Origin of the sequence: Anabaena sp. CCY 9613 (assembly GCF_963920895.1) — a bacterium.
Lineage (GTDB): Bacteria > Cyanobacteriota > Cyanobacteriia > Cyanobacteriales > Nostocaceae > Cyanocohniella.
Genome location: NZ_CAWUDE010000008.1, coordinates 132,921 through 155,072, shown reverse-complemented (window position 1 = coordinate 155,072; position 22,152 = coordinate 132,921). Strand labels below are relative to the sequence as shown.

Here is a 22,152-nt window from a genome sequence, read left to right as displayed (position 1 = left end):
CGTTGCTGGGTGCGGTATGAATTACCTAAACAGAGGGATAGAACCATACTTCAAGTAATGAAGTAATAATCGAACAGAGTACTTAAGCATTTCTACGGATTTAGAATAACACAGTGTTTTTCGATGAAGTCGAGCTAAATAATGACGCAAACGGGAGTTTTCCCCTTCTACTCTGGTCATATAAATCTTACTCACAATTTGATCGCCTGGGTCAATAAACTGAGGATCAACTTTCCATCCATCTGTGACATAAAAATGGCAATGCCAACAGCAAACTATTTGCCATAAAGGTTTGAAGGTTTCTGCGCTATGATCACCCAACACCCAAGCCAGAATACCTTTTTGAAAGTGATTTACTGCTGTCCATATCCAAATTTTGTTTTTTTTAAGCCAACAAAAGTTTCTAATTACCTCTTTTTATCCCATTATTACGGATATGATGAGAGCCACATTCAGGACAATTCATGTTTTAGCACCCTATTATGCAACGCCAAAAAAAATACCCCCGAAGTCGAGGGTAAGAATTACAGCAGATTTCATAGCGGTGAGGTACACAATGGCGGGCAAGATGCCCACCCTACAAGATTTACAATAGATAAGTCTGTACCTCATTTACTTGCAAAGCGCTGTAATTATTAATGATGACTAATTAATAACTATTAATCATTTTCACTGTCACTCATTAAATGTTTGACCTCATGACGAGAAATTTTGACTTTTTGTCCATCGAACTTAGTGAGTGTGAAAAAGTTGTCTTCGTTATAAGTAAGTGACTGCTCTTGCAGAAGTCCAATTGCTATCTGTTCACCTAGTTTGACTGATTCAGTATAATCAGTGCGCCAGTGAACACCAGCCCCATCACGACCAAGTGAAATATTGGCAGCCACTTTGTTCAACTCACCACCGACAGTCAGTTTTCCCGCATCAGCGCCAGTGTATGCGACTAGTTCGGTACCATCTGCATTGGGAACCACTGGCTGGGTAATTACAGATGATTCGTCAAACCAAGCTTTGAGAATGGTCACACAAGCACCGGCTACAGTAGCGTGTCCAGCACCATAGGCGGGATGGGTAGGAGAACCTTCAGGAAATGCCATTGGTAGTAAATAAGTACCATAGAGATTATGGACTTTTTCCAATGCACTGGATTTAAGAATCTCTTGATCAATCGGATATTTTGCTCTTCCAGTCAGATGGTTATGAATTAGTCCACCAAATGCTTCTGGACGCAGGCGGCGATGCACATACCACTTTTGGAACCATACAGCTTTGAGGGCGCGGGTTGCTACTTCAGTTACTAAACTGAGAACGTGTGGCCCACCGAAAGTACCAAACCCCATTTGATTTTTCGAGTTCTTATAGGGGTTACCCTCATATACTTCCACTTCTCCTAGATCTACTAGTTTTAACAGAATCAAACAAGCATTTAGGTAAGCTTCATAGAGAGCATCGACGTGGACATACTGACCGATGTCTCGAATGTTGCGGATATAGCGGCGTTGTGGATCAAATTTATCTTGACCTGATTTACCGCCGTTTTGCACATTTAACCACTCGTCATATTCAGTCATGTAATTAATATCTGACACGACAGTTTCCTGTCTTTGGGAAATTGTCAGGGAACCGTAGGGAATATCCTTGAGCAAAAACTGAGAAATGTAAGGGCCAACTAAATCACCTGCATAATTACCTCGAAAAAGAGTCTCTGGGGTAATTTTCCCGCCTACCTTTGGCCCCTGAAAATCAGAAAATTGGGATAAATCTGCGATCGCTTCTGCTACTTCTGGACTTTGGTTAAAGTCAGTAAAGTTAATATCCCGCAACAATGCCATCCAGTAAACTTCCGCCGCTTCCCCTGAGTTGAGTGGTGAATCAATGCGGGGTGCTGGAGGGATAGTAATTGCATGACCGTCAGGCCCTTGTAGGTCAAAACCCAGCCCAGCTTGGGGATTAGTCAACTTACGACCTTTGCCCAAAGGAATAGCTTCAAAGTCTTGTGATTTACCACTTTCTAGTGCTTTGAGTAGGGCTTTGTAGGCCTTGGGATCTACTTCACCTAGTTGATTGTGTGGCAAACCTTTGGAGAAGTTAGCAATATAATTAGGTGATCCATCTGCACCCCGATATTCCTGTTCTTCACCATTACAAACATGGTCTTTAATCCCTCTGTTAAAGGCAATTTGGGCTGCTTGACGGCGGATTGTGCGAGATGACTGTTGCCGTTGTTTATTATTTTCCGGCCCAAGTTCTTGACAGTCTGGACAGTCTGGACGACCTGGACGATCTGGACGACCTGGACGTGTTGGACGCTCGTTTTTCATAATGTGAAGTTCCTTGAGAATTTTAATAGAATGAGGCCACAAAACTAATAAGTAGATACGCCTGAAATTCCCGATATGCTTGCCTAGTAGGTCTAACGGGACTGTTTGACAAGATCGGGAAAGTAGATTTATGAAGTCAGATGCTGGAAAATTTCAGTTATTCAGGTTGGATAAGCACAGGTCTTTTCAAACTTGAATAACTTGTGTTTGTTGAACACACCGATATCTACTAATTGCCTGCACAGCATTTCGGAAAAGTTGGGAGATTTTTCCCAAAGTTCCTAAAAACCGCCCCAGAAGGGACGGACACCACCACCCTGAGAAAGATTAAAGCTCCTTAACATTCCGTTACAATAAAGACATCGAGAGGAGTTAAAGCAAATCTCTCGCGTATTAATTCAAAGGTGTACGGCATGAATGGCACAATTCGCGTTGGTAATCTCTTCGGGATTCCCTTCTATATCCATCCGTCGTGGTTTTTAGTTCTGGGCTTAGTAGCTTGGAGTTATAGCAGTGGACTAGCGGCACAGTTTCCCTGGTTATCTGGGGGATTAACTTTAACACTGGGATTGATGACAGCGTTGTTGTTGTTTGCCTCTGTCGTCGCCCATGAATTAGGACATAGCTTTGTCGCCATTCGCCAAGGAATTGATGTCAAATCTATTACATTATTTATCTTTGGTGGCTTGGCTAGTTTAGAAAAAGAATCAGAAACCCCAGGTGAAGCATTTTGGGTAGCGATCGCCGGGCCGTTAGTCAGCCTACTATTATGTGGTGTCTTTACAGTCATTGGTGTCACCACCGCAGCCACAGGAGCAGCCGCAGCTATTCTGGGTGTTCTTGCTTCTGTCAACTTAGCGTTAGCATTGTTTAACTTGATTCCTGGTTTGCCCTTAGATGGTGGTAATATCCTCAAGGCTGCTGTGTGGAAAGTTACAGGTAATCCTTATAAGGGTGTAGCTTTTGCCAGTCGAGTGGGACAAGTATTTGGTTGGGTAGCGATCGCCTCTGGTTTAATTCCTCTATTATTCTTTGGTAGCTTTGCTAACTTCTGGAATTTGTTAATTGGTTTCTTCTTACTACAGAATGCAGGTAACTCAGCGCAATTTGCCAGAGTGCAAGAAAAATTCACAGGCTTAACAGCAGCAGATGCGGTAACTCTCAATAGCCCTATCGTTTCTGCTGATCTTAGCCTCAGAGAGTTTGCTGACCAACGAATTTTAAATAATCAAGACTGGCGACGGTTCTTAGTCACTGATGAAAGCGGAAAATTGGTAGGTGCAATCAATATTGATGACTTGCGAATCATTCCCACAACCCAGTGGTCAGAGACTCAAGTTAGAGAACTCATGAAACCCATAGCCCAAACTACCACAGTGACATCAGATCAACCCCTGTTAGAAGTAGTGCAACTACTCGAACAACAAAAGTTATCTGCACTACCTGTGATTCGTGATAACGGTGTATTGGTGGGAATTTTGGAAAAAACTGCGATTATTCAACTACTGCAAAATCGGACTCAACCAAACCCTGCATAGTTATTACTCTTCACCAATACTCCCTCAGCATTTGGGGGAGTTTTTTTATGAGGAGGTAATGTCGTGTTATCAACCAACGGTTAGACTGGTTAATAATTACAGGGTGAAAGATTCATGATGAGCGATCGCGACTATACATTAATCATTGATAAAAGCGGAAGTATGTCTACCCCTGACCAAGTTGGCGGTAGAAGTAGATGGGAGATAGCCCAAGAATCTACTCTGGCTTTAGCCAGAAAGTGCGAACAATTTGACCCCGATGGCATTACAGTTTATGTATTTTCTGGCAGATTTAAACGCTACGACGATGTGACCTCAGCCAAAGTCGCCCAGATATTTCTAGAAAATGACCCATCTGGAACCACAAATTTAGCCAGTGTACTCCAAGATGCCTTCAATAATTACTTTCAACGCAAAAGTGCGGGTCAAACTAAGCCCAATGGCGAAACAATATTAGTAATTACTGATGGCGAACCCGATGACCGCCGGGCCGTATTTGAGGTGGTGATTCAAGCCACTCGCCAGATGGATAGAGATGAAGAATTGGCAGTTTCGCTCATTCAAGTAGGTTCCGATTCCCAGGCTACAAAGTTTCTTAAAGCTTTAGATGATCAGTTGCAAGGCGTTGGTGCTAAATTTGATATTTGTGATACGGTCACTTTAGATGACCTAGAAGATATGAGTCTCGCAGATGTCTTAATGAACGCGATTACTGACTAATTTTTTGAGTAAATGGAGAATTGAAATGCTGGAAAATCGAGACTATACCCTAATTATTGATAAAAGCGGTAGCATGGCCACCCCAGATCAGAAAGGTGGTAGAAGCAGATGGGTATCAGCCCAAGAATCTACTTTAGCTTTAGCTAGTAAATGCGATCAATTTGATCCAGATGGCATCACTGTTTATTTATTTTCCGGTAGATTTAAACGCTATGAAAATGTGACAGCAGGCAAAGTCGCACAAATTTTTCAAGAAAATGACCCTTCGGGATCTACAGATTTAGCTGGTGTATTAAAACACGCAACTGATGATTATTTTCAACGCAAAAGCGCGGGTCAAACTAAACCCAATGGGGAAATTATTTTAGTTGTGACTGATGGTGAACCAGATGATCGTAAAGCAGTAATGAAGGTCATTATTGAAGCTTCTCGCAAAATGGATCGGGATGAAGAATTAGGTATTTCTTTCATTCAAGTGGGTAAAGATGCCCAAGCTACCCGCTTCTTAAAAGTCTTAGATGATGACTTACAAAGTGCTGGAGCTAAATTTGATATTTGTGACACCATTACAATGGATGATATGGAAGATTTGAGTTTATCGGAAGTGTTGTTGAATGCTATTACGGACTAGGGGCTAGAATGTACCTGGTGTAATTGGGAACTACTATGTATGGATTCTCTTGATAAGCTGTTAGCTCAACTTAAAGCTGAATATGATGAAGATAAACCCACTTTACAACATTCACAGGTGGCTAAATCATTTAGCACCCAAGAATCTAAATCATCATCTTTAATAGATAACCTTTTAGCAGAAGTTCAAGCTGATTTTGCAGTCCAAGATGCAGCTGAAGAGTTAAAAAAACAGCAAGAACTAGAACAAGAAAAAATTCGCCTAGCACAAATTAAAGCTCAACAACTAGAAAGTTTAAAAGTTGAGGCAATAACATGGTTAGAAAATTTAGATTCTTTCTCATCAGAAGGACTGTGGTTTGAAAGATTTGCTCAAGGTTATCCCTCGAAATTAGAGGCGGCTATCGAATATTTACAAAGCAACTCTTAAATTCAAAATATACTCAAATACACTAATCGTTAATTTGCGAAAAGTGTTCAACAGCCCAATTGTGCATAGCATAAAGAATAGGTTTTAAAGTTTCCCCCATAGGAGTTAGTGAATATTCTACCTTTGGGGGGATTTGTGCATACACTTCTCGATGTATGATTCCGTCTTCTTCCATTTCTCTTAGTTGCTGTGTGAGCATTTTTTGGGTAATTCCTGGCAAAGCTCGTTGTAATTCTCCAAAGCGTTTTACCCCAGCTATTAATTCTCTAATAATTAAAACTTTCCAGCGTCCACCAATTACCTTGAGTGTGGTTTCAACTTCACAAGTGAGTCTGCTCTGGTGTTGTAATTCAGCTTTCATAGTTACTTTTGAGTAAGTATCTTACTTTGAAGTGTCTACTTTTTATATTAACTTTAATCGATTTAAATTATATTTAGTAACTTTTTTGATCTTTGATTTTTCCTGAAGCAGCTTATGATTATCAAGAATCTTACCTCCGCGCCATTTTTGGGTATATGGGACTGACAGATCTTACCTTTATCCATGCTGATAATTTAAATGCGGGTGATGAAGCGCGTAACAAATCTCTAGACGCAGTCCATGAAGCGATCGCCCAAGCCGTGGCTAACTGGTAACGTTAAATATGGGGGTTTTCGCAACCCCTCTTATAAGATAAAACTCATTCACACATTTAACCCTATGGTTCAGTCTTCTAATAAACGTATGACCTTAGAGGAATTTCTCGCACTTCCTGAAGGTGATATTACATATGAATTTGTTAACGGTGAAGCTGTACCCAAATATAAAGACAATGAAATGTCTCCTAAATTTTTTCATTCTACGGTACAAAAATATTTACTTATTCTTCTAGACCAATATTTGAATAATCAAGGTCGTGTGGTGGTTGAATGGGCTGTTAAATTAAAACTGGATCATGAAGATTGGATGCCCATACCTGATTTAACTTATATTTCTTATAGCCGTCTTGCTGCTGATTGGTTACAAGATGAAGCGTGTCCTGTCGCACCAGAATTAGTAATAGAAATTATCTCCCCTGGTCAAACATTTGGAGAAATGACTGAAAAAGCCACTGATTATCTTAAAGCTGGTGTTGATCGCGTTTGGGTAATTGATACAAAAGCTAAAACTATAACTATATTTGCATCATCTTCCCTGCCTATGACTTATCGAGGTCATCAAATAATTACTGATGATTTACTACCAACGTTAGAAATTACCCCCCATACCATCTTTCAACGTGCTGGAATAAATACATAAACTCCCAAACCAAAAACGGTAATTGAGAAGAAATGAGTAATTAACCTGAGTGCGGGATAATCTGAAACCTCGATTCTGTGAATACTTACGATATGTTCGCCGCGAGTGAAAGAAGCAGAACGACGTAATTACAAGGGTTTTGGGATTGCTTCCCTTTGCTCCCAATGACAACTTTTATACTGGACATGATATTTAGTTCTTCACCCGAACTGACGTTACTTAAATTTGTAAGGCTTTAAACCAACGACTAACAACTGTGTTAATGGTTTGTTTAATTTGATGTTGGCGATACCATTTTTGAAAAGCCATTTCATACTCTTCACCTTTAGTTTGAAAAGTATTCCAAACATCCAGACCTAATGTTAGTCCACAAAATAATAAAATAGACAACGACCAAGTTAGACCGCCACCAGTCACCAAATCTAGCATGATTAAAAAACCATTGACGATCGCATAATTGCCAACGCGTTTTTTAAATCTGCTGATACGGTAGGTCTTAAATGCCTGCCGCTGCTGGATTTCGCTGCATTGCGATCGCCAGTCCTGTTCCGCCAAATTTAAAGAACTTGGTGATATATCTAACTCCGTAGCAATTTCCAACAGTTGTTCATAAGAAAATTCTTTATTTTGATCATCAGCTTGACGAGCGATCGCTAACTGTAAAATACGCTGTACATCCTCTTGACTATAAGAATAGAGGCTTTTAGGTTCTGTCGTCATAATTATTTTCTCTTAATGTGACTTTTACTAAGAACTTGTCACTGACCAACAATATTGACTGGTACTATCCCTAGACTAACAAATTTAGTCATTAGTCATTGGTTATTAGTCATGGCTAAAAACTTTCCCCAGTCCCTAGTCCTTACTCCCCACACCCCAATCTCCATGACGCAAAGCATAAATATCCTGGATAGCTTGCACCCAACCATTAGAAACAGATTCGAGGATGCGATCGCCTTTTTCTTTAGTTGCGGTTGTAGCATCGCCAATGACACCACTTTTACTGATATCTTTTGTCACCCAAGACACAGGTAACTTGCCCTCTAAACTTAGTAAACTGCTTTGTGTTGGTTCCGGTGGATACTCAGCAACGGCTTGATCCATTTTTACCTGTTCCGGCAAAATCGCCAGCATAATACTAGTTTCCGCATCTCCCGCGTGCATTCCTTGGGCTGCTTCCTTGGGAGTTAATAATTCTTTAGTAATATTAGGCACACGCCAAGTAAACAAGGGAAACACCAAAAAGTCTTCATACTTAACATGCAAATCTCGCGCCGCCATTTGCATCACCTGGGGTTGTCCACCGTGGGAATTCATCAACACCAATTTTCTAAACCCAGCACGGTAAATACTTTCACCCATTTCCATAATGGTTGCTGTCAAAGTTTCCGTACTCAAAGTAATTGTTCCCGGAAAATGCCAATGCTCATTCGATTTACCATAATAAAGAGTAGGTAGAGCATAAGCGGGAATGCTAGCATTCAACTTTTTCAGGGCCTCTCCCAAAACTCCTACACCAATGGCAGCATCGACAATCAGCGGTAAATGAGGGCCATGTTGTTCAATGGCCCCAACTGGTTGAATGATCACCACATTTTCCTTATTTGGCATAGCCTGGATATCAGTCCAAGTGAGGTAGGGAAAAAAGCGTTCTGGGGGAATAAAGCTGTGCATTGTACTACTGTCGCGTCATTTTTATGTTATCGGGATTTGGGAAATGAGGGGATAGGGGGATGGGGTAGATGAGGGAGAGATGAACAACAAAGATGTTGGTACTTACCGAAAGTCTTTCCCCCCTGCTCCCCTGCTTCTTCTTTCCAGTCCCCGGTACACCAAGCAGTAAACAAAAGGACAAAACTCAATGTTGGAAGATAACGGATCTATTCGTACCCTATCTGTGGATATTGGTGGTAGTGGTGTCAAAGCTATAGTTTTGGATATCACGGGTACTCCAGTGACGGAAAGGAAACGTTTAGAGACTCCCCAACCTGCTAAACCAGAGACAATTATCAATGCCATCGCCGTGTTAGCATCTGCCCAAGGTGAATTTCATCGTGTGGCTGTAGGTTTTCCCGGTGTGGTGCGCTGCGGGGTGACGGAAACAGCAGCCAATTTAGATCGAGATTGGATTGGTTTTGATTTGGAATCAGCGTTATCACAACGTCTCCATAAACCTGTACGAGTAATTAATGATGCCGATATGCAGGGGTTTGGCGCAGTTGCAGGTAAAGGTGTGGAATTGGTAATAACTTTGGGTACAGGGTTTGGTTCGGCTTTATTTGTAGATGGCAAATTGGTACCGAATATGGAAATGGGACATCATCCGTTTCGTAAGGGAAAAACTTACGAAGAACAATTGGGACGTGCAGAGTTAGAAAAAATTGGTGAGAAAAGATGGAACAGACGTTTAGATAAGGCGATCGCTTCTTTACAAAGTCTGTTCAATTATGATTACCTTTACATTGGTGGTGGTGAAGCTGTGCGGGTAAATCTTCAGCTACCTTTAAATGTCAAACTCATCCCCAATATTACTGGTTTATTGGGTGGAATTGCTTTGTGGCGAAATTAGAAATTAGCGAGTAAAGGGGTGGTGGGGAAGCAAATACAAGAAACGCCGGAAAAATGCGCGTATTTCTTATCCAGTAGGTATTGTCGGCATTTAACCAGCAATGAGAATTATTTTCTTTTCTCTCCCGCTCCCTGCTCCCCTGCTCCCTGCTCCCTCCCGATTACGGTAAAGTTGCAGATAACCGTGCATCTTCGGAGGAAAAATTCGTGAAAGCAGTTTTAATGACAGCAGCTGGTAGTCCTGAGGTTCTGCAATTACAGGAAGTGGTAAACCCTAGCGTACCTTTAGGAAATACTGAACTTTTAGTCCGCTTAGTCGCGGCTGGTGTGAACCCCATTGACACTAAATTGCGTCAGCGAGGTACTTTCTACCCTGAGCAAATGCCTGCAATTTTAGGCTGTGATGGTGCGGGAATCGTTGAGGCGGTGGGTGCTGGTGCGGAACGGTTTCGCCCAGGGGATGCAGTATTTTTCTGCTATGGCGGTTTAGGCGCCCATCAAGGTAACTATGCTGAATATACAATTGTTGATGAGCGATTTGTGGCACGTAAACCCGCTTCAGTATCTTTTGCGGAAGCAGCGGCTGCACCTTTAGTCTTAATTACTGCGTGGGAAGCTTTGTATGAACGGGGAAGGTTGGAACCTGGGGAACGGGTGTTAATTCATGCAGGTGCGGGTGGTGTTGGTCATGTCGCCATCCAACTGGCGAAACTTAAAGGTGCTTTTGTCGCTACTACGGTGAGTTCTCCGGAAAAGGCAAATTTTGTCAAGCAACTCGGTGCTGATGAAGTAATTTTTTACCAACAAACAGACTTTGTGGAAGCAGCTTTAAATTGGACTGGTGGTGAAGGCGTAGACTTGGCTTTTGACACTGTTGGGGGTGAAACCTTTCATAAAACCTTTCCGGCGGTGCGGATATATGGTGATATTGTGACGATTCTAGAACCAAAGGCTGATACTGTGTGGAAAGCTGCCAGATTACGTAATCTCCGCATCGGCTTGGAGTTAATGTTGACTCCCATGTTAGAAGGTTTGGCAGAAAGTTTACAGCATCATGCAGAAATTCTAGAACACTGTGCAACCTGGATGAATGAAGGAAAATTAAAAGTTCAGGTGAATCATCAATTTCGGTTGGTGGAAGCGGCTAAAGCACATCAATTACTGGAAACTGGCTCTATCGCAGGTAAAATTGTTCTGCTAATGAGTGATGAGTGAGTGTAAAGCAGTTTGTTTAATTTTTGGGAGAACCGCAAAGAATGGCTAAGGGATACGCAGAGGAGGGCCAAGAAATATCTCTGTGTATCTCTGCGTTTAACCTCTGTATGTTTGTGCGTTTTCATTGTTTTATCACTCTTGTTACCTGCTGGGGCAATTTCTACTCAGCCAGAACGGACAGTTTTAACTCTGGAATTATTACAAGAACGAGTCAGTAAACCGACCATCCGCGAAGGTAATTTGACTGTGGATTTGCGGGAAATGATTATTGATTTGCGACCAGAGAATGGGGAATTTCGGGATAATTTTTACCAATTGCTGCGAAAGGAACTGCAAAAATCTGGGACAAAGCCTTTGGGTTTAGATCTGAGTAATTCTCTGATTCAAGGGGATTTTGTCGGGAGTGATTTGGGTTTAAGAACTCCTCTTTATGCCCCAGTTATATCTAGTAAAGAGTCTGCGAGTGTCTATGCACCGATTTTAACTGCCAATGAACAAGAACAACTGAAAAACTTACGTTTGGTTTGTTTACAGTCTCTGGCGATCGCCTTACCTGATTCTAAGGACTGTCGGGCGCTTTTGGGAACTCAGCCGAGTGCATCTAGCGAAATTAGTGTGTTTCGTGGTTCGCTGACGCTGGTGCAAACTCGGTTTAATGGGGAAGTGCGGTTTACCAATACATACTTTTTTCAGGCGGTGGATGCGGAAAATGCTAGTTTTTTACAACCAACTAACTGGAATGAAACGCGCTTTAGTCGTTCTGTGAGATTTACTGGAGCTAAATTTTGGAAATCAACTAATTTTCAGACGAGTGTGTTTTTTGATCAGGCTAATTTTAAGGAAGTGCAATTTCAAGAAAATGTTGATTTCCAAGACAGCACTTTTCAAAAAGTTAGTAAATTTAATGATGCCAATTTTAAGCAAGCAGCTAAATTTAATAGGGTACATTGGCAAGAAAACGCTGATTTTTCTGGGGTGCGTTTTGTTAATCAAGCCCAGTTTACTCAGGCTAATTTTAATCAGTATCTTTTCCTGAAAGAAGCGATTTTTGAGCAAGCTGTGGTTTTTCGAGAAGTACAGTTTAACCAATCTGTAAATTTACGTGGTGCGAGTATTTTTAATCAAGCAGATTTTAGTGATGCGAGTTTTGCTCAAGCGGCTTTTTTAAATGTCCCTGGTTTAACCTTTAATTCTAACCAAGCCAAAATCTTAGGTAATCCTGGTGAAATTGGCAAGATATTTTACATTCCTAGCTTGCAAGGTAATCAAAATATTTTGCGAAATTTAAGCCAAAATTTCCGTCAACAGCAGCAAATTGCCGATGCTAATCAGTTAGAGTACACAAAACAAAAACTGCGCCTGAGAGAATTAAGCCATGTTTTGGTGGATACAAATATTAATAGTGCTACCCGAAAAACTTTGATGCATCTGGGTTTTAGTACGACTCAGACAGAAGCGATCGCCACTCGTCGCCTGATCAAACCGTTTCGGAATAACAATGATTTGTTAAGTTTAGCAGACATCGATTTAGATACATACAACCAACTGAGCGATCGCTTGGTGATTGCGGAACCACTTCCACCAGGCGGGTGGTTACTCCTAGCTGTGAGATGGTTGGCGTTGAGTGTATTGCTACTGTTGAGTGGCTATGGTACCAGCTTTTGGTTAGTGTTTGGTGTGGGAGGCGTAGCGATCGCTTTTTTTGGTTGGCTATTTTGGTTAATAGATCGCTATCGTCGCTTACATCCAGTTCCCATTATTCCTACATATTATGAAACTGTCTGGATATTTGCCGGATTTAGCTTTTTAACACTTTTTAGTTTATTAGCTATTTTTCGCAATGCTGAACATCCTTGGCTGACGCTAGCATGTCTTTTGATGATTATTGTGCCCTTACCAGTAACTTTAATCATCCGACTTTACCAACAAGGACGCTATCACGATTTAATGGATGTTTCTTATTTTACAGAAGACGGTACTTTTCGCCAATTAAGATTGTTGATTGGGCGATTACCTGTAATACCTAGAAATCAAATATTCCGTGAGCGATATATGCATTTGTTATGGAATCGCCGTTGGAATTGGCTGAATTATTACGACTTTAGTCTGAACAATTTAGTCAGGTTAGGCTTTAACGATATTCGACTGCGAGATGAACATTTACCAGGAATTATCGCTACACTTGCTTGGTATCAGTGGAGTTTGGGTGTGCTTTATATTACACTAGTTTTATGGACGCTTTCCCGCACAATCCCCGGATTGAATTTACTAATTTATCTCAAATGATGAATCCAGGAAATACAGTCGTCATCCCATCTTCCAAACTCTTTGTATCTGCGTACCAGCATTTTGATAAGTTAGTACATAGTTTGCAACATTGTAGTTAAAACAAAGAGGGGATTACGTTGAGTCAACATCCAGATGCCATTGCACCCCACGGTGGACAATTGGTTAACCGTATTGCGACGCCCGAACAAAAGGCCGAATTCCTCTCCAAAGCCGACTTTTTGCCGCAAGTGCAACTAGATGAGCGAGCGGTTTCTGATTTAGAGATGATTGCCATCGGCGGTTTTAGTCCACTGACGGGTTTTATGAACCAAGCCGACTATAATCGTGTCGTCAAAGAAATGCGGCTAGCCAATGGTCTTGTGTGGTCAATACCGATTACACTCTCAGTGACAGAAGAAGTAGCATCCCCACTCCAGGAAGGCGAACTGATTCGTTTAGATAACCCCAAGGGTGAATTTATCGGTGTTTTGCAACTCGCGCAAAAGTATATTTATGATAAAAACCTTGAAGCCGTTAACGTTTACCTGACTGATGAAGCAAAACATCCAGGTGTCCAGGTAGTCTATAACCAAGGTGCTGTCAATCTTGCAGGTGACATTTGGTTATTACAACGTGATCCCCATCCTCATTTCCCTACTTACCAAATCGATCCCGCTGCTTCGCGGCAAATGTTTAAAGATCGGGGTTGGAAAACCATTGTCGGCTTTCAAACTCGCAACCCCATCCACCGCGCCCACGAATATATTCAAAAGTGCGCTTTAGAAACCGTTGATGGTCTATTTTTGCACCCATTGGTAGGGGCGACAAAAGAAGATGATATTCCCGCCGACGTGCGGATGCGCTGCTATGAAATTTTGCTAGAACACTATTACCCCGAAGACCGGGTGATTTTGGCAATTAATCCGGCAGCAATGCGCTATGCTGGGCCACGGGAGGCCATATTCCATGCCTTAGTACGGAAAAACTACGGTTGTACTCACTTTATTGTCGGACGGGATCATGCAGGGGTGGGTGATTATTACGGTACGTATGATGCTCAATACATCTTTGATGAGTTTGAGCCTGGTGAATTGGGCATTGTGCCGATGAAGTTTGAACACGCTTTCTACTGCACACGCACTAAACAAATGGCTACAACTAAGACTAGCCCTAGTAAACCAGAAGAACGCGTTCACCTGTCAGGAACCAAAGTCCGAGAAATGCTGCGTCGGGGTGAATTACCACCACCAGAATTTTCTCGTCCCGAAGTGGCGGCAGAATTGGCTCAGTCCATGCAAGTCAAAGTCTTGGCTTAAAACAGTTTGTTAATTGGCAAACACATCAACTTTCAATTTACACTACCGACATCAGCCCTTTAAGCTAATAGCTGATGGGCTGATGACTGATGGTTAATTTTGACATACTCCTTGACCTAAAGGCACAAGGATTATCTAAACCTCACGACTTAGATTTCTGCTTCCTAGCAACTGCCTCCACCCCGAAGGTTTTTCGGTCTTATGTTTGCTCCACAGACTTAAATTCCCGGATGTCCCTCGGTACATAGTTTTCACTTTACCACGTAAAGCCGTGCTAAAAGCACGGGGTTTGAGACCCAGGAGTTTCGATGAAGCGTCGGACTTTTTTACAACGAATTGGTTCCATACTCGCGGTGTTGGGTGTAACTGAAGCCGAGTGGTTGACTTTAAGCGATCGCTATTCCCAAGCTTTGGCACAACCTAGTACACGGAAATTAGCATTATTGATCGGCGTTAATCAGTACCAAAGAAGTCCCTCTTTGAGTGGCTGTCTCACTGATGTCGAACTGCAAAAAGAACTGTTGATTCATCGGTTTGGCTTCCAATCCTCAGATATCCTGACATTAACTAATGAACAAGCAACCAGGAAATCGATTGAAGCGGCTTTTTTAGCACACCTGACTCAGCAAGCTAAAGCTGATGATGTTGTTGTGTTCCACTTTAGTGGCTATGGTACCCGCATCAAATCGGGCAAATTTGTGGATACGGTGCAAAATGCTTTAGTTACAGCGCATGATCGTCAACAACCACAAAATGAAGAAATAGTCAATACCAATTATTTATTAGTAGAAACCTTAGAACTATTGGGGCGATCGCTGCCTACAGAACATGTGATAGCTGTCTTGGATACTAGTTACCATGTGCCTAAGACACCCCAGCCACCAGGATGGCGCATCCGCGCCCGTCAAGAATTAGCAGAAGCACATCTGGCCACAGCAGAATTGGAGTTGCTACAACAACTCAAAAGCAAAAACACAGCCGCTAATACAGGTATTATGCTATCTGCCACTTCAGATCCCCAACAGTTAGCCAGGGAAGTACTATTTTCTGGTTTTAGTGCGGGATTATTTACCTATGCCTTGACACAATATCTGTGGGAAACAACATCAGCAACGACAATTCAATTCAGCCTTTCTCATGTGGGCAGTTTGATGTACAAACTCGGTAGCCAACAGCAACCAGGATTAATCAGTGGGTCAAAAAATCAACAGGGAACTGTCAGCATCCAAAATTTACTTCCAGATCCCCAAGTGGGTGCAGAGGGAGTAATTACCGCCATCGAAGACGATGGGAAAACAGCCGATTTGTGGTTAGGTGGCATACCGCCGCAAGTATTAGAATACTACGGAGCTAATTCCCGCATTACCCTATTAACTGGAGAGCAATTAACATTGCGATCGCGTGCGGGGTTAACAGCAAAAGCCCAAATATCTAGAGTAAAACCAGAAACACCCCTGCAAGTTGGGCAACTCTTCTGGGAAAAAGTTCGAGTATTACCGCGAAATCTCAATTTAACTGTGGCTTTAGATACTGGATTAGAAAGAATTGAGCGCGTAGATGCTACAAGTGCCTTTTCCGGCGTTGCCCATATTTCCACCTTCATGGCGGGAGAACAACCAGCTGATTGTATATTTGGTAAACTCCAAGAAACTCCTAGTCGCTATGGTTTATTTACTCCAGGCGGCGAACTAATTCCCAACACAGTCGGGGAAGCGGGAGAAGCTGTAAAATTGGCAGTGCAGAGATTATTACCCCAATTACCAACTTTATTAGCAGCCAAGTTGTGGCGACTCACAGAAAATGAGGGTTCTTCTCGCCTACCAGTCAAGGCAACTTTAGAAATTGTTAACGGCTTATCATCTCGCGTAGTTATGCAACGCGAAACTAAACGAACTCTGAATGGCGAAAAATCAACCAGCAAATTACCACTAACAGCCCTGAGTAATCCTACTGTGCCTATTGGTAGTAAAATGCAGTATAAATTGCAAAACAAGAGCGATATCCCGATATATTTAATGCTCCTGGGATTAAAAAATCATCGCAGTGCTATCGCCTTTTACCCTTGGACATCCCCGGAAGAATCTACTAGTGCCGACTATAAACCAGTATTTCAACAAGTAATAATTGCTCCAGGACAGACAGTTATATTACCAAAAAGTTTTATCGCTTCTGAATGGATGATTCCTGGGCCAGCTTACGAATGCGAACACCAAATGATTCTCAGTATTGCTCCCTTTAAAGAAACCTTGAAATCTTTAGAAACCTCTAAGTATCCGATTACAGACCAAAGACCATTTGGTGCATTAGTGAATCCTTTAGAAATTGCCCAAGCACTACTCCAAGATTTACATAACACCAGTACAGCCAAATATGATACTAATAGCAATAATTCTACTGACTCTTATATCTTAGATGTGAAGTCTTGGGCCAGTTTCAACTTTGATTTTCAAGTTGATTGAGCATCTTAGTCCGGGCAAAAAATAGGTATAAATTGCAAAAGTTGCCCCGACTTATTAGCCTAGGCAACTTCTGCTACACCCCTTGCACAATAAAAAAGATACCATTTTCCCAAAATGTCTGTCTGCCAAATTGCCACAAACCCATATTTTGCTGACAATCATGCTAAATATTCGTCTCTTGAGCCGTGGTATGATTTTATCCGAACACTCGGATAAATACTAGAAATTTCGCGCCTGTCTTATGTTAAGTCCTGTATTAACACTCAGTATCTTTCAAAAACAACCCGATCCTCAAGCATTTTCCGCAGGTCAAATCATCTTTGAAGAAGGACAGGCTGGAGATTGTATGTTTGGTATTTTAGACGGAGAGGTGGAAATATTAGTCAATGGTAAAATTGTAGACAAAATTGGGGAAGGTGAGGTTTTTGGCACAGGTGTTCTAGTAGGGATCAAAGCTAGAACTTATACAGCGATCGCTAAGACTAACTGCAAACTTGCGTTCGTAGATGAGTCAGGGTTTCTATTTGCTGTTCAAGAAACACCTATGTTTGCCCTCAAGGTGATGAAAAGTTATTCCGAACGTCTGAGTCGCTTGCAACATAAGTTCTAACTCCATGTCTATCTGTAGTAGTGCGATGCACGAGTGTGGCAAAGTTATACTTGAAATAAAAATAAATTTAAGCTTTAAGTAACAGTGCGATCGCGCAGCTTAATGAAGTTATCGCCAGGCTAAACCATGACTGAGCAAAATGATACTCAACATAACTCAGTTGATTCTCAGCAAATTAGTGAAACAACTGATCATGCGGTGACTAAATCAGATCATGCTTGGTCGAGCCGCATTGAGGGAATCTGGAAGCAAGCTACAAAAAACTTAGTTAACCTCATACCCGTAGAACAAGTGACACAGACCATTGTGCAGTGGTTCAGTGTCAGTGAAGCCGAAATTGCCGAGATTTTAGACACAGTTCGCTCAGAATTACCCACCACAGAAGCCTTGCTGATTGGTAAACCCCAAGCTGGTAAAAGTTCAATTGTCAGGGGTTTGACGGGAGTTTCTGCCGAGATTATTGGTCAAGGATTTCGCCCCCATACCCAAAATACCGAGCGTTATGCTTATCCTTCTAATGACCTACCTTTGCTGATTTTCACGGATACCGTAGGACTAGGAGATGTCAACCAAGATACGCAAATAATCATTCAAGAATTAATTGGTGATTTGCAACAATCGAGTCGCCGTGCCAGAGTTTTAATTCTCACAGTGAAAATCAATGATTTTGCGACTGATACACTGCGACAAATTGCTCAACAACTACGTCAGCAGTATCCCGATATTCCCTGCTTACTAGCGGTTACCTGCTTGCACGAAGTTTATCCCCCAAGTATTGTTGATCATCCTGATTATCCACCAGACTATGAGGAAATTAACCGAGCTTTCGCCGCCATTGAGCAAGATTTTACAGGGCTGTGCGACGGCTGTGTTCTCATTGACTTCACTTTAGAAGAAGATGGTTACAATCCTGTTTTTTACGGCTTAGAAGCATTGCGGGATTCTCTAGCCGACTTACTCCCAGAAGCAGAAGCCCGGGCAATTTATCAATTATTAGATGATGTCGCTGGTAAACAACTAGGCGATGTCTACCGTGATGCTGGACGGCGTTATATTTTACCATTTGCTGTGATGGCAGCGGCCTTGGCGGCTGTACCTCTGCCATTCGCCACCATGCCAGTTTTAACTTCCTTGCAAGTATCAATGGTGGGTTTGTTGGGAAAATTGTATGGACAAACCTTGACTCCATCCCAAGCGGGAGGTGTTGTTAGTGCCATAGCGGGAGGGTTTTTAGCCCAAGCTGTAGCACGGGAGTTAATCAAATTTGTGCCTGGTTTTGGTAGTGTCATTGCTGCTTCCTGGGCTGCTGCTTATACTTGGGCCCTGGGGGAAGGTGCTTGTGTGTATTTTGGTGACTTAATGGGGGGCAAAAAACCTGACCCTGAAAAAATTCAAGCAGTCATGAAAGAAGCATTTCAGAAGGCCCAAGACATGTTTAAAGGCATCAAAAAATAGAAGATTTACTTTCTATAGCTTGCACAAACGCCTCAAACTGACCATCAGGTGTCCATTGAATAGCGCCATCGTCTCTAGTAAAAAATAGTTGTGTCTGGTGTTTACTCAATTCAGATAAGGTTTTGGCATCAAGATTAGCAGCAGAGGCGATGGCCACCTGTGGCTGTAGTATCTCTACTAAATCTTTCAAAGACTGGGGACTACACCACAGCACTTGGGGACGAATTAAATTCCCTGTCTTAACTAGCTGTTCCACTTCTCTAGACTTGACATTCCCCACGAGGAGCCAATTCTGACCTTGAATCTGCATTTGTAAAATAGGCAACTGCTCATTAATTAATTGAGTAATTACCGAACCTGTATTTATAGTTTGACCGGGTGCTAAAGGTTGGTAGATGCCTTTTTGTTTTTGGACTTCTTGTTGAATTATTTGAGTAGCAATGGTGCCTTGGGGATTGGGTGAATATTCATAAAAATTTTTAATTGACAGACCTTGTAAAAGTTCCAACCAAGCATTACTTTCTTGATTATGAAAATTACTAGCGATCGCCCAATCAATTTGATTCACACCCTGCTGTTGTAAAAACGGTAAGATGGTGAATCTTCCAGTACCCTCATCGCCACTATTAATCAAGGTTACTGTTCCTCGGTCTTGAATCACTATCACGGGTTCGGCCCCAGTTGCTAAGACTGTAATTCTAAATAATGTATTTGCCGAATGCCACATGGGAACCAGCACCAAACCAATGGCAATAAAACTCGCAAACCACCACCGTTGCTGCCACCAACGCATCAGCCAAACTAAGATCACCAGTGCATATATGGCCAGTAACTGCCACACAGATATACTGCCTACAGCCAAAGAATTACCCGGCAAGTTACTGAATAATTCCACTAACTTAATTAACCAATCAATAGGGAAGTGTAAAACTCCAGCTACAGCACTGCCAGCTTCCGGCCAAATTAAGGCGGCGATCGCACTGGTAATGCCACCGATACTAATCATGGAAATCAAGGGTGTGCTAATAATATTCAGTAACAAACCATAAGCAGGTACAACCCCAAAGACAAACAATTGCAGGGGTAACGTCCAAATAATTGCCGCCAGAGGGACAGCAACTAAAGAAGCCATAGCCAGTGGTAACCAATCTAAGCGTTTAACTAGGGCGGGAACTGTAACAATTAACCCCAAAGTTGCTAAAAAACTTAATTGAAAGCCTAAATCCCAAATCCATAAAGGGTTAACTAGTAATAATAAAGTTGCCGCTAATAGCAAAGAGCCAAATTGTTTAACCTTTCTTTTTAATAGTAAACCAACTAACGCCGCAAAACCCATAATTACGGCTCGCAGTACCGAAGGTTGAAACCCGGTTAAACTCAGGAAAATTAATAACCCTAAACAGCCAAAGGTAAATTGTGTCCCCTTAGATGCACGCCTAGTCAACTGTAAAATCAAACCCAAAACCAAAGAAGTTTGAAACCCGGAAGCTGCCAAAGTATGAGCCAATCCAGCTTTCACAAACAAATCGCGGATATCGTAGGGTAAATCAACAGCTTTGCTACCCAACACCATTGCACTCACCAACGGCCCTTCGGGAACACCCAGCCAACGAACTTGCGATCGCACAATTCGCTGTCGAATTTGCCACCATCCCCATTTACGCTCTTCATCCGCATCTAAAATATTTATTTGCCGTCCAGTCAAACCTGCAAAAGTTCCTTCTTGCTGAAGAAACTTCTGAAAATCAAAAGCCCCAGGATTTGACGCTGTTCTCGGCTTATACAAAACTCCAGTCACATCAATTTGTTGCCCAGGGTATAACCCGGTAACCTGAAGCATCGGCACTGTTACATACAATTTACCCGTGACTCCTTTAGGGACATCTGCCGGGCCTTTGTCGTTTTTTACCTCATCCAGTTGAGTTGCTGCCAACCAAAATTGACCACGCTGGCTGCGAGTCAACCGGGGATTACTGACAACTTCGCCACGCACAATTACCAATTGCTGTTGATTATTATTGCCTGAAGCCAGCAATGCACTAATATCTTTCTCTCCCGGTTGTGGTATCCGCCATTGAAAATATAAAGTGGCTAATAACCCTACTAAACCAGCAACAAGCCATACTCGTGGATGGGGAGTTTGCCAAGTGTGAGGTACTGTCTTAGTTTTATTACCACCGTTTTCCGGTGTTTGCACAAATTTCCCTGTTCTGCGCCTGATAGACAGAATTGCTCCTACTATCCCTAAACCTAAAATCCAGAAGCCACCCCCAGGAACTGCTGTCAACAGTAATCCTAAAATAAAACCAAGACAGATCACCACACCACTTGTTTGAATCATAAATAACTCGTTAATAAACCTATTTGTTCGTAATCAGCGGCTCTAGCACTGAAAATCCTTGTCCTGAATGCTAAACCACTCACCACAAGCTTCAGCAAATAAATTCACTGTTGTTTAAAAATAACTAGAAAAAAATAGACACAATTATTGTGCTTGTTAGTGAAGTATAGTTTATCGGATTTTTACAACCAAAGCCCGTATCAGTGTCGGTAGGCTGTCAATTTAAATAGCTTCCCCATATTCAAGGGTGTACATGTCTGGTTCTTCATTGAGAAAATCAAAAGTTCCACTAATATCAGCAAGTTGCATTAATTCAGGGGTAGAAGGCTGTGATGAATCGGAAAATAGTCTTGTTTCTACAAGCGATCGCTCTTCATCAGAAAGAGATAGGATAATTTGCAATAGTGATTCTACAAGTTTAGGATTCATTAAACTACTATCGATAGTAAATGTTGAAAGGGCGGGCAAGATGCCCACCCTACAAGACTGAATAAAATAGTTGAGGTTATTCTGAGGTTTGCCAAAAGAAAGGATAATCTTCTGGTGTAGAAGAAAGCCCTGCTTTGACAGGGTTTTGTCTGATGTATTCCCAAAATTGTTGAAACTCTTGCTCATTCCTAACAATACGGTCATATCGTTCATTTTGCCATACTATTCCTATATGATTCATCACTTTAGGGATTTGTTTAGCACTATAACTTTTAATGCTATTCATGATGCTACTCAATGACCAATAATCCTTTTCAGACTTCAGTAGAGGTTGAATGAGTAAATGTACATGATTTGTCATTACTACTAAGACAAATATTTGATATCTTTTGTTGTTAAAAAATAGGCAAGAATTAAAAGCTATTTCTCTAGCTTTTAAATTCAGTTCTAATTTTTCCCAAGTATTAAAAGTAATAAAGTAAACTGCTCCATCTAATTCCCAATGAGGCAATCTTCTGTGATAAATTTTAAATCTCGACTCTAGCATTATATAAAGATATTATTAATTTCTCC

At 41.8% G+C, this 22,152-nt stretch carries 19 protein-coding genes and 2 pseudogenes; 13 read left to right on the top strand and 8 right to left on the bottom strand.

Annotated elements, in window-relative coordinates:
* Nucleotides 1-21 precede the first annotated feature (21 nt).
* Together ACM0OT_RS11825 and ACM0OT_RS11820 are read right to left on the bottom strand one after the other, a co-directional pair.
* Nucleotides 22-407, bottom strand: a pseudogene (locus ACM0OT_RS11825) (IS1 family transposase); the annotation flags it as partial.
* A gap of 252 nt (nt 408-659) precedes the next feature.
* Nucleotides 660-2,321 carry a vanadium-dependent haloperoxidase gene (locus ACM0OT_RS11820; RefSeq protein WP_414564534.1) on the bottom strand — a complete coding sequence of 554 codons (1,662 nt, stop codon included), beginning with the start codon at nt 2,319-2,321 and terminating at the stop codon, nt 660-662.
* 413 nt (nt 2,322-2,734) lie between these two features.
* On the opposite strand from ACM0OT_RS11820, the gene ACM0OT_RS11815 reads away from it, so the two are divergent.
* The 4 genes from ACM0OT_RS11815 to ACM0OT_RS11800 all read left to right on the top strand — a co-directional run bounded on the left by ACM0OT_RS11815 (nt 2,735) and on the right by ACM0OT_RS11800 (nt 5,639).
* The gene (locus ACM0OT_RS11815) at nt 2,735-3,859 is read left to right on the top strand and encodes a site-2 protease family protein (protein WP_414564533.1); all 1,125 of its coding nucleotides are present in this window, start codon (nt 2,735-2,737) and stop codon (nt 3,857-3,859) included.
* A gap of 114 nt (nt 3,860-3,973) precedes the next feature.
* On the top strand, nt 3,974-4,579 hold the full coding sequence (locus tag ACM0OT_RS11810) for a vWA domain-containing protein (RefSeq protein ID WP_414564532.1): 606 nt from the start codon (nt 3,974-3,976) through the stop codon (nt 4,577-4,579).
* Between the two features lie 25 nt (nt 4,580-4,604).
* Nucleotides 4,605-5,210 (top strand): vWA domain-containing protein, encoded by a 606-nt coding sequence (locus ACM0OT_RS11805; protein WP_414564531.1) that lies wholly within the window; start codon nt 4,605-4,607, stop codon nt 5,208-5,210.
* 39 nt (nt 5,211-5,249) lie between these two features.
* Nucleotides 5,250-5,639, top strand: coding sequence for a salt stress protein, Slr1339 family (locus tag ACM0OT_RS11800; protein WP_414564530.1), 390 nt, complete (start codon nt 5,250-5,252; stop codon nt 5,637-5,639).
* 22 nt (nt 5,640-5,661) lie between these two features.
* On the opposite strand, the gene ACM0OT_RS11795 is transcribed toward ACM0OT_RS11800, so the two are convergent.
* Complete coding sequence (locus ACM0OT_RS11795; protein WP_414564529.1) at nt 5,662-6,000, bottom strand: winged helix-turn-helix transcriptional regulator; 339 nt, start codon at nt 5,998-6,000, stop codon at nt 5,662-5,664.
* A gap of 101 nt (nt 6,001-6,101) precedes the next feature.
* On the opposite strand from ACM0OT_RS11795, the pseudogene ACM0OT_RS11790 reads away from it, so the two are divergent.
* Nucleotides 6,102-6,275: pseudogene (locus ACM0OT_RS11790) on the top strand (NAD(P)H-dependent oxidoreductase); the annotation flags it as partial.
* Between the two features lie 64 nt (nt 6,276-6,339).
* Entirely contained in the window at nt 6,340-6,918 is a 579-nt protein-coding gene (locus tag ACM0OT_RS11785; protein WP_414564528.1) for a Uma2 family endonuclease, read from the top strand.
* 219 nt (nt 6,919-7,137) lie between these two features.
* On the opposite strand, the gene ACM0OT_RS11780 is transcribed toward ACM0OT_RS11785, so the two are convergent.
* Both ACM0OT_RS11780 and ACM0OT_RS11775 read right to left on the bottom strand, forming a co-directional pair.
* Entirely contained in the window at nt 7,138-7,638 is a 501-nt protein-coding gene (locus ACM0OT_RS11780) for a 2TM domain-containing protein (protein WP_414564527.1), read from the bottom strand.
* Nucleotides 7,639-7,773: 135 nt separating this feature from the next.
* Nucleotides 7,774-8,592 (bottom strand): creatininase family protein, encoded by an 819-nt coding sequence (locus tag ACM0OT_RS11775; protein ID WP_414564526.1) that lies wholly within the window; start codon nt 8,590-8,592, stop codon nt 7,774-7,776.
* Nucleotides 8,593-8,779: 187 nt separating this feature from the next.
* On the opposite strand from ACM0OT_RS11775, the gene ACM0OT_RS11770 reads away from it, so the two are divergent.
* From ACM0OT_RS11770 to ACM0OT_RS11740, 7 genes are all read left to right on the top strand, one after another.
* A complete protein-coding gene (locus ACM0OT_RS11770; RefSeq protein WP_414564525.1) occupies nt 8,780-9,487 on the top strand; it encodes an ROK family protein in 708 nt (235 codons plus the stop codon).
* Nucleotides 9,488-9,693: 206 nt separating this feature from the next.
* Complete coding sequence (locus ACM0OT_RS11765; protein ID WP_414564524.1) at nt 9,694-10,701, top strand: zinc-dependent alcohol dehydrogenase family protein; 1,008 nt, start codon at nt 9,694-9,696, stop codon at nt 10,699-10,701.
* A 12-nt stretch (nt 10,702-10,713) separates the two neighbouring features.
* Entirely contained in the window at nt 10,714-12,987 is a 2,274-nt protein-coding gene (locus tag ACM0OT_RS11760; protein WP_414564523.1) for a pentapeptide repeat-containing protein, read from the top strand.
* Nucleotides 12,988-13,106: 119 nt separating this feature from the next.
* Nucleotides 13,107-14,285 carry a sulfate adenylyltransferase gene (gene sat / locus ACM0OT_RS11755; RefSeq protein WP_414564522.1) on the top strand — a complete coding sequence of 393 codons (1,179 nt, stop codon included), beginning with the start codon at nt 13,107-13,109 and terminating at the stop codon, nt 14,283-14,285.
* A 308-nt stretch (nt 14,286-14,593) separates the two neighbouring features.
* Nucleotides 14,594-16,744, top strand: a complete 2,151-nt coding sequence (locus tag ACM0OT_RS11750) for a caspase family protein (protein ID WP_414564521.1) — start codon at nt 14,594-14,596, stop codon at nt 16,742-16,744.
* Between the two features lie 241 nt (nt 16,745-16,985).
* A complete protein-coding gene (locus tag ACM0OT_RS11745; protein ID WP_414541894.1) occupies nt 16,986-17,354 on the top strand; it encodes a Crp/Fnr family transcriptional regulator in 369 nt (122 codons plus the stop codon).
* A 126-nt stretch (nt 17,355-17,480) separates the two neighbouring features.
* Nucleotides 17,481-18,809, top strand: coding sequence for a GTPase family protein (locus ACM0OT_RS11740; RefSeq protein ID WP_414564520.1), 1,329 nt, complete (start codon nt 17,481-17,483; stop codon nt 18,807-18,809).
* Here the strand turns inward: ACM0OT_RS11740 and ACM0OT_RS11735 are convergent.
* From ACM0OT_RS11735 to ACM0OT_RS11725, 3 genes are all read right to left on the bottom strand, one after another.
* Nucleotides 18,799-21,150 carry a ComEC/Rec2 family competence protein gene (locus ACM0OT_RS11735; RefSeq protein ID WP_414564519.1) on the bottom strand — a complete coding sequence of 784 codons (2,352 nt, stop codon included), beginning with the start codon at nt 21,148-21,150 and terminating at the stop codon, nt 18,799-18,801. The two genes, ACM0OT_RS11740 and ACM0OT_RS11735, sit on opposite strands and share 11 nt — an antisense overlap.
* A gap of 222 nt (nt 21,151-21,372) precedes the next feature.
* Nucleotides 21,373-21,579 carry a hypothetical protein gene (locus ACM0OT_RS11730; RefSeq protein WP_414564518.1) on the bottom strand — a complete coding sequence of 69 codons (207 nt, stop codon included), beginning with the start codon at nt 21,577-21,579 and terminating at the stop codon, nt 21,373-21,375.
* Nucleotides 21,580-21,655: 76 nt separating this feature from the next.
* The gene (locus ACM0OT_RS11725; RefSeq protein ID WP_414564517.1) at nt 21,656-22,126 is read right to left on the bottom strand and encodes an REP-associated tyrosine transposase; all 471 of its coding nucleotides are present in this window, start codon (nt 22,124-22,126) and stop codon (nt 21,656-21,658) included.
* Between the last annotated feature and the right edge of the window lie 26 nt (nt 22,127-22,152).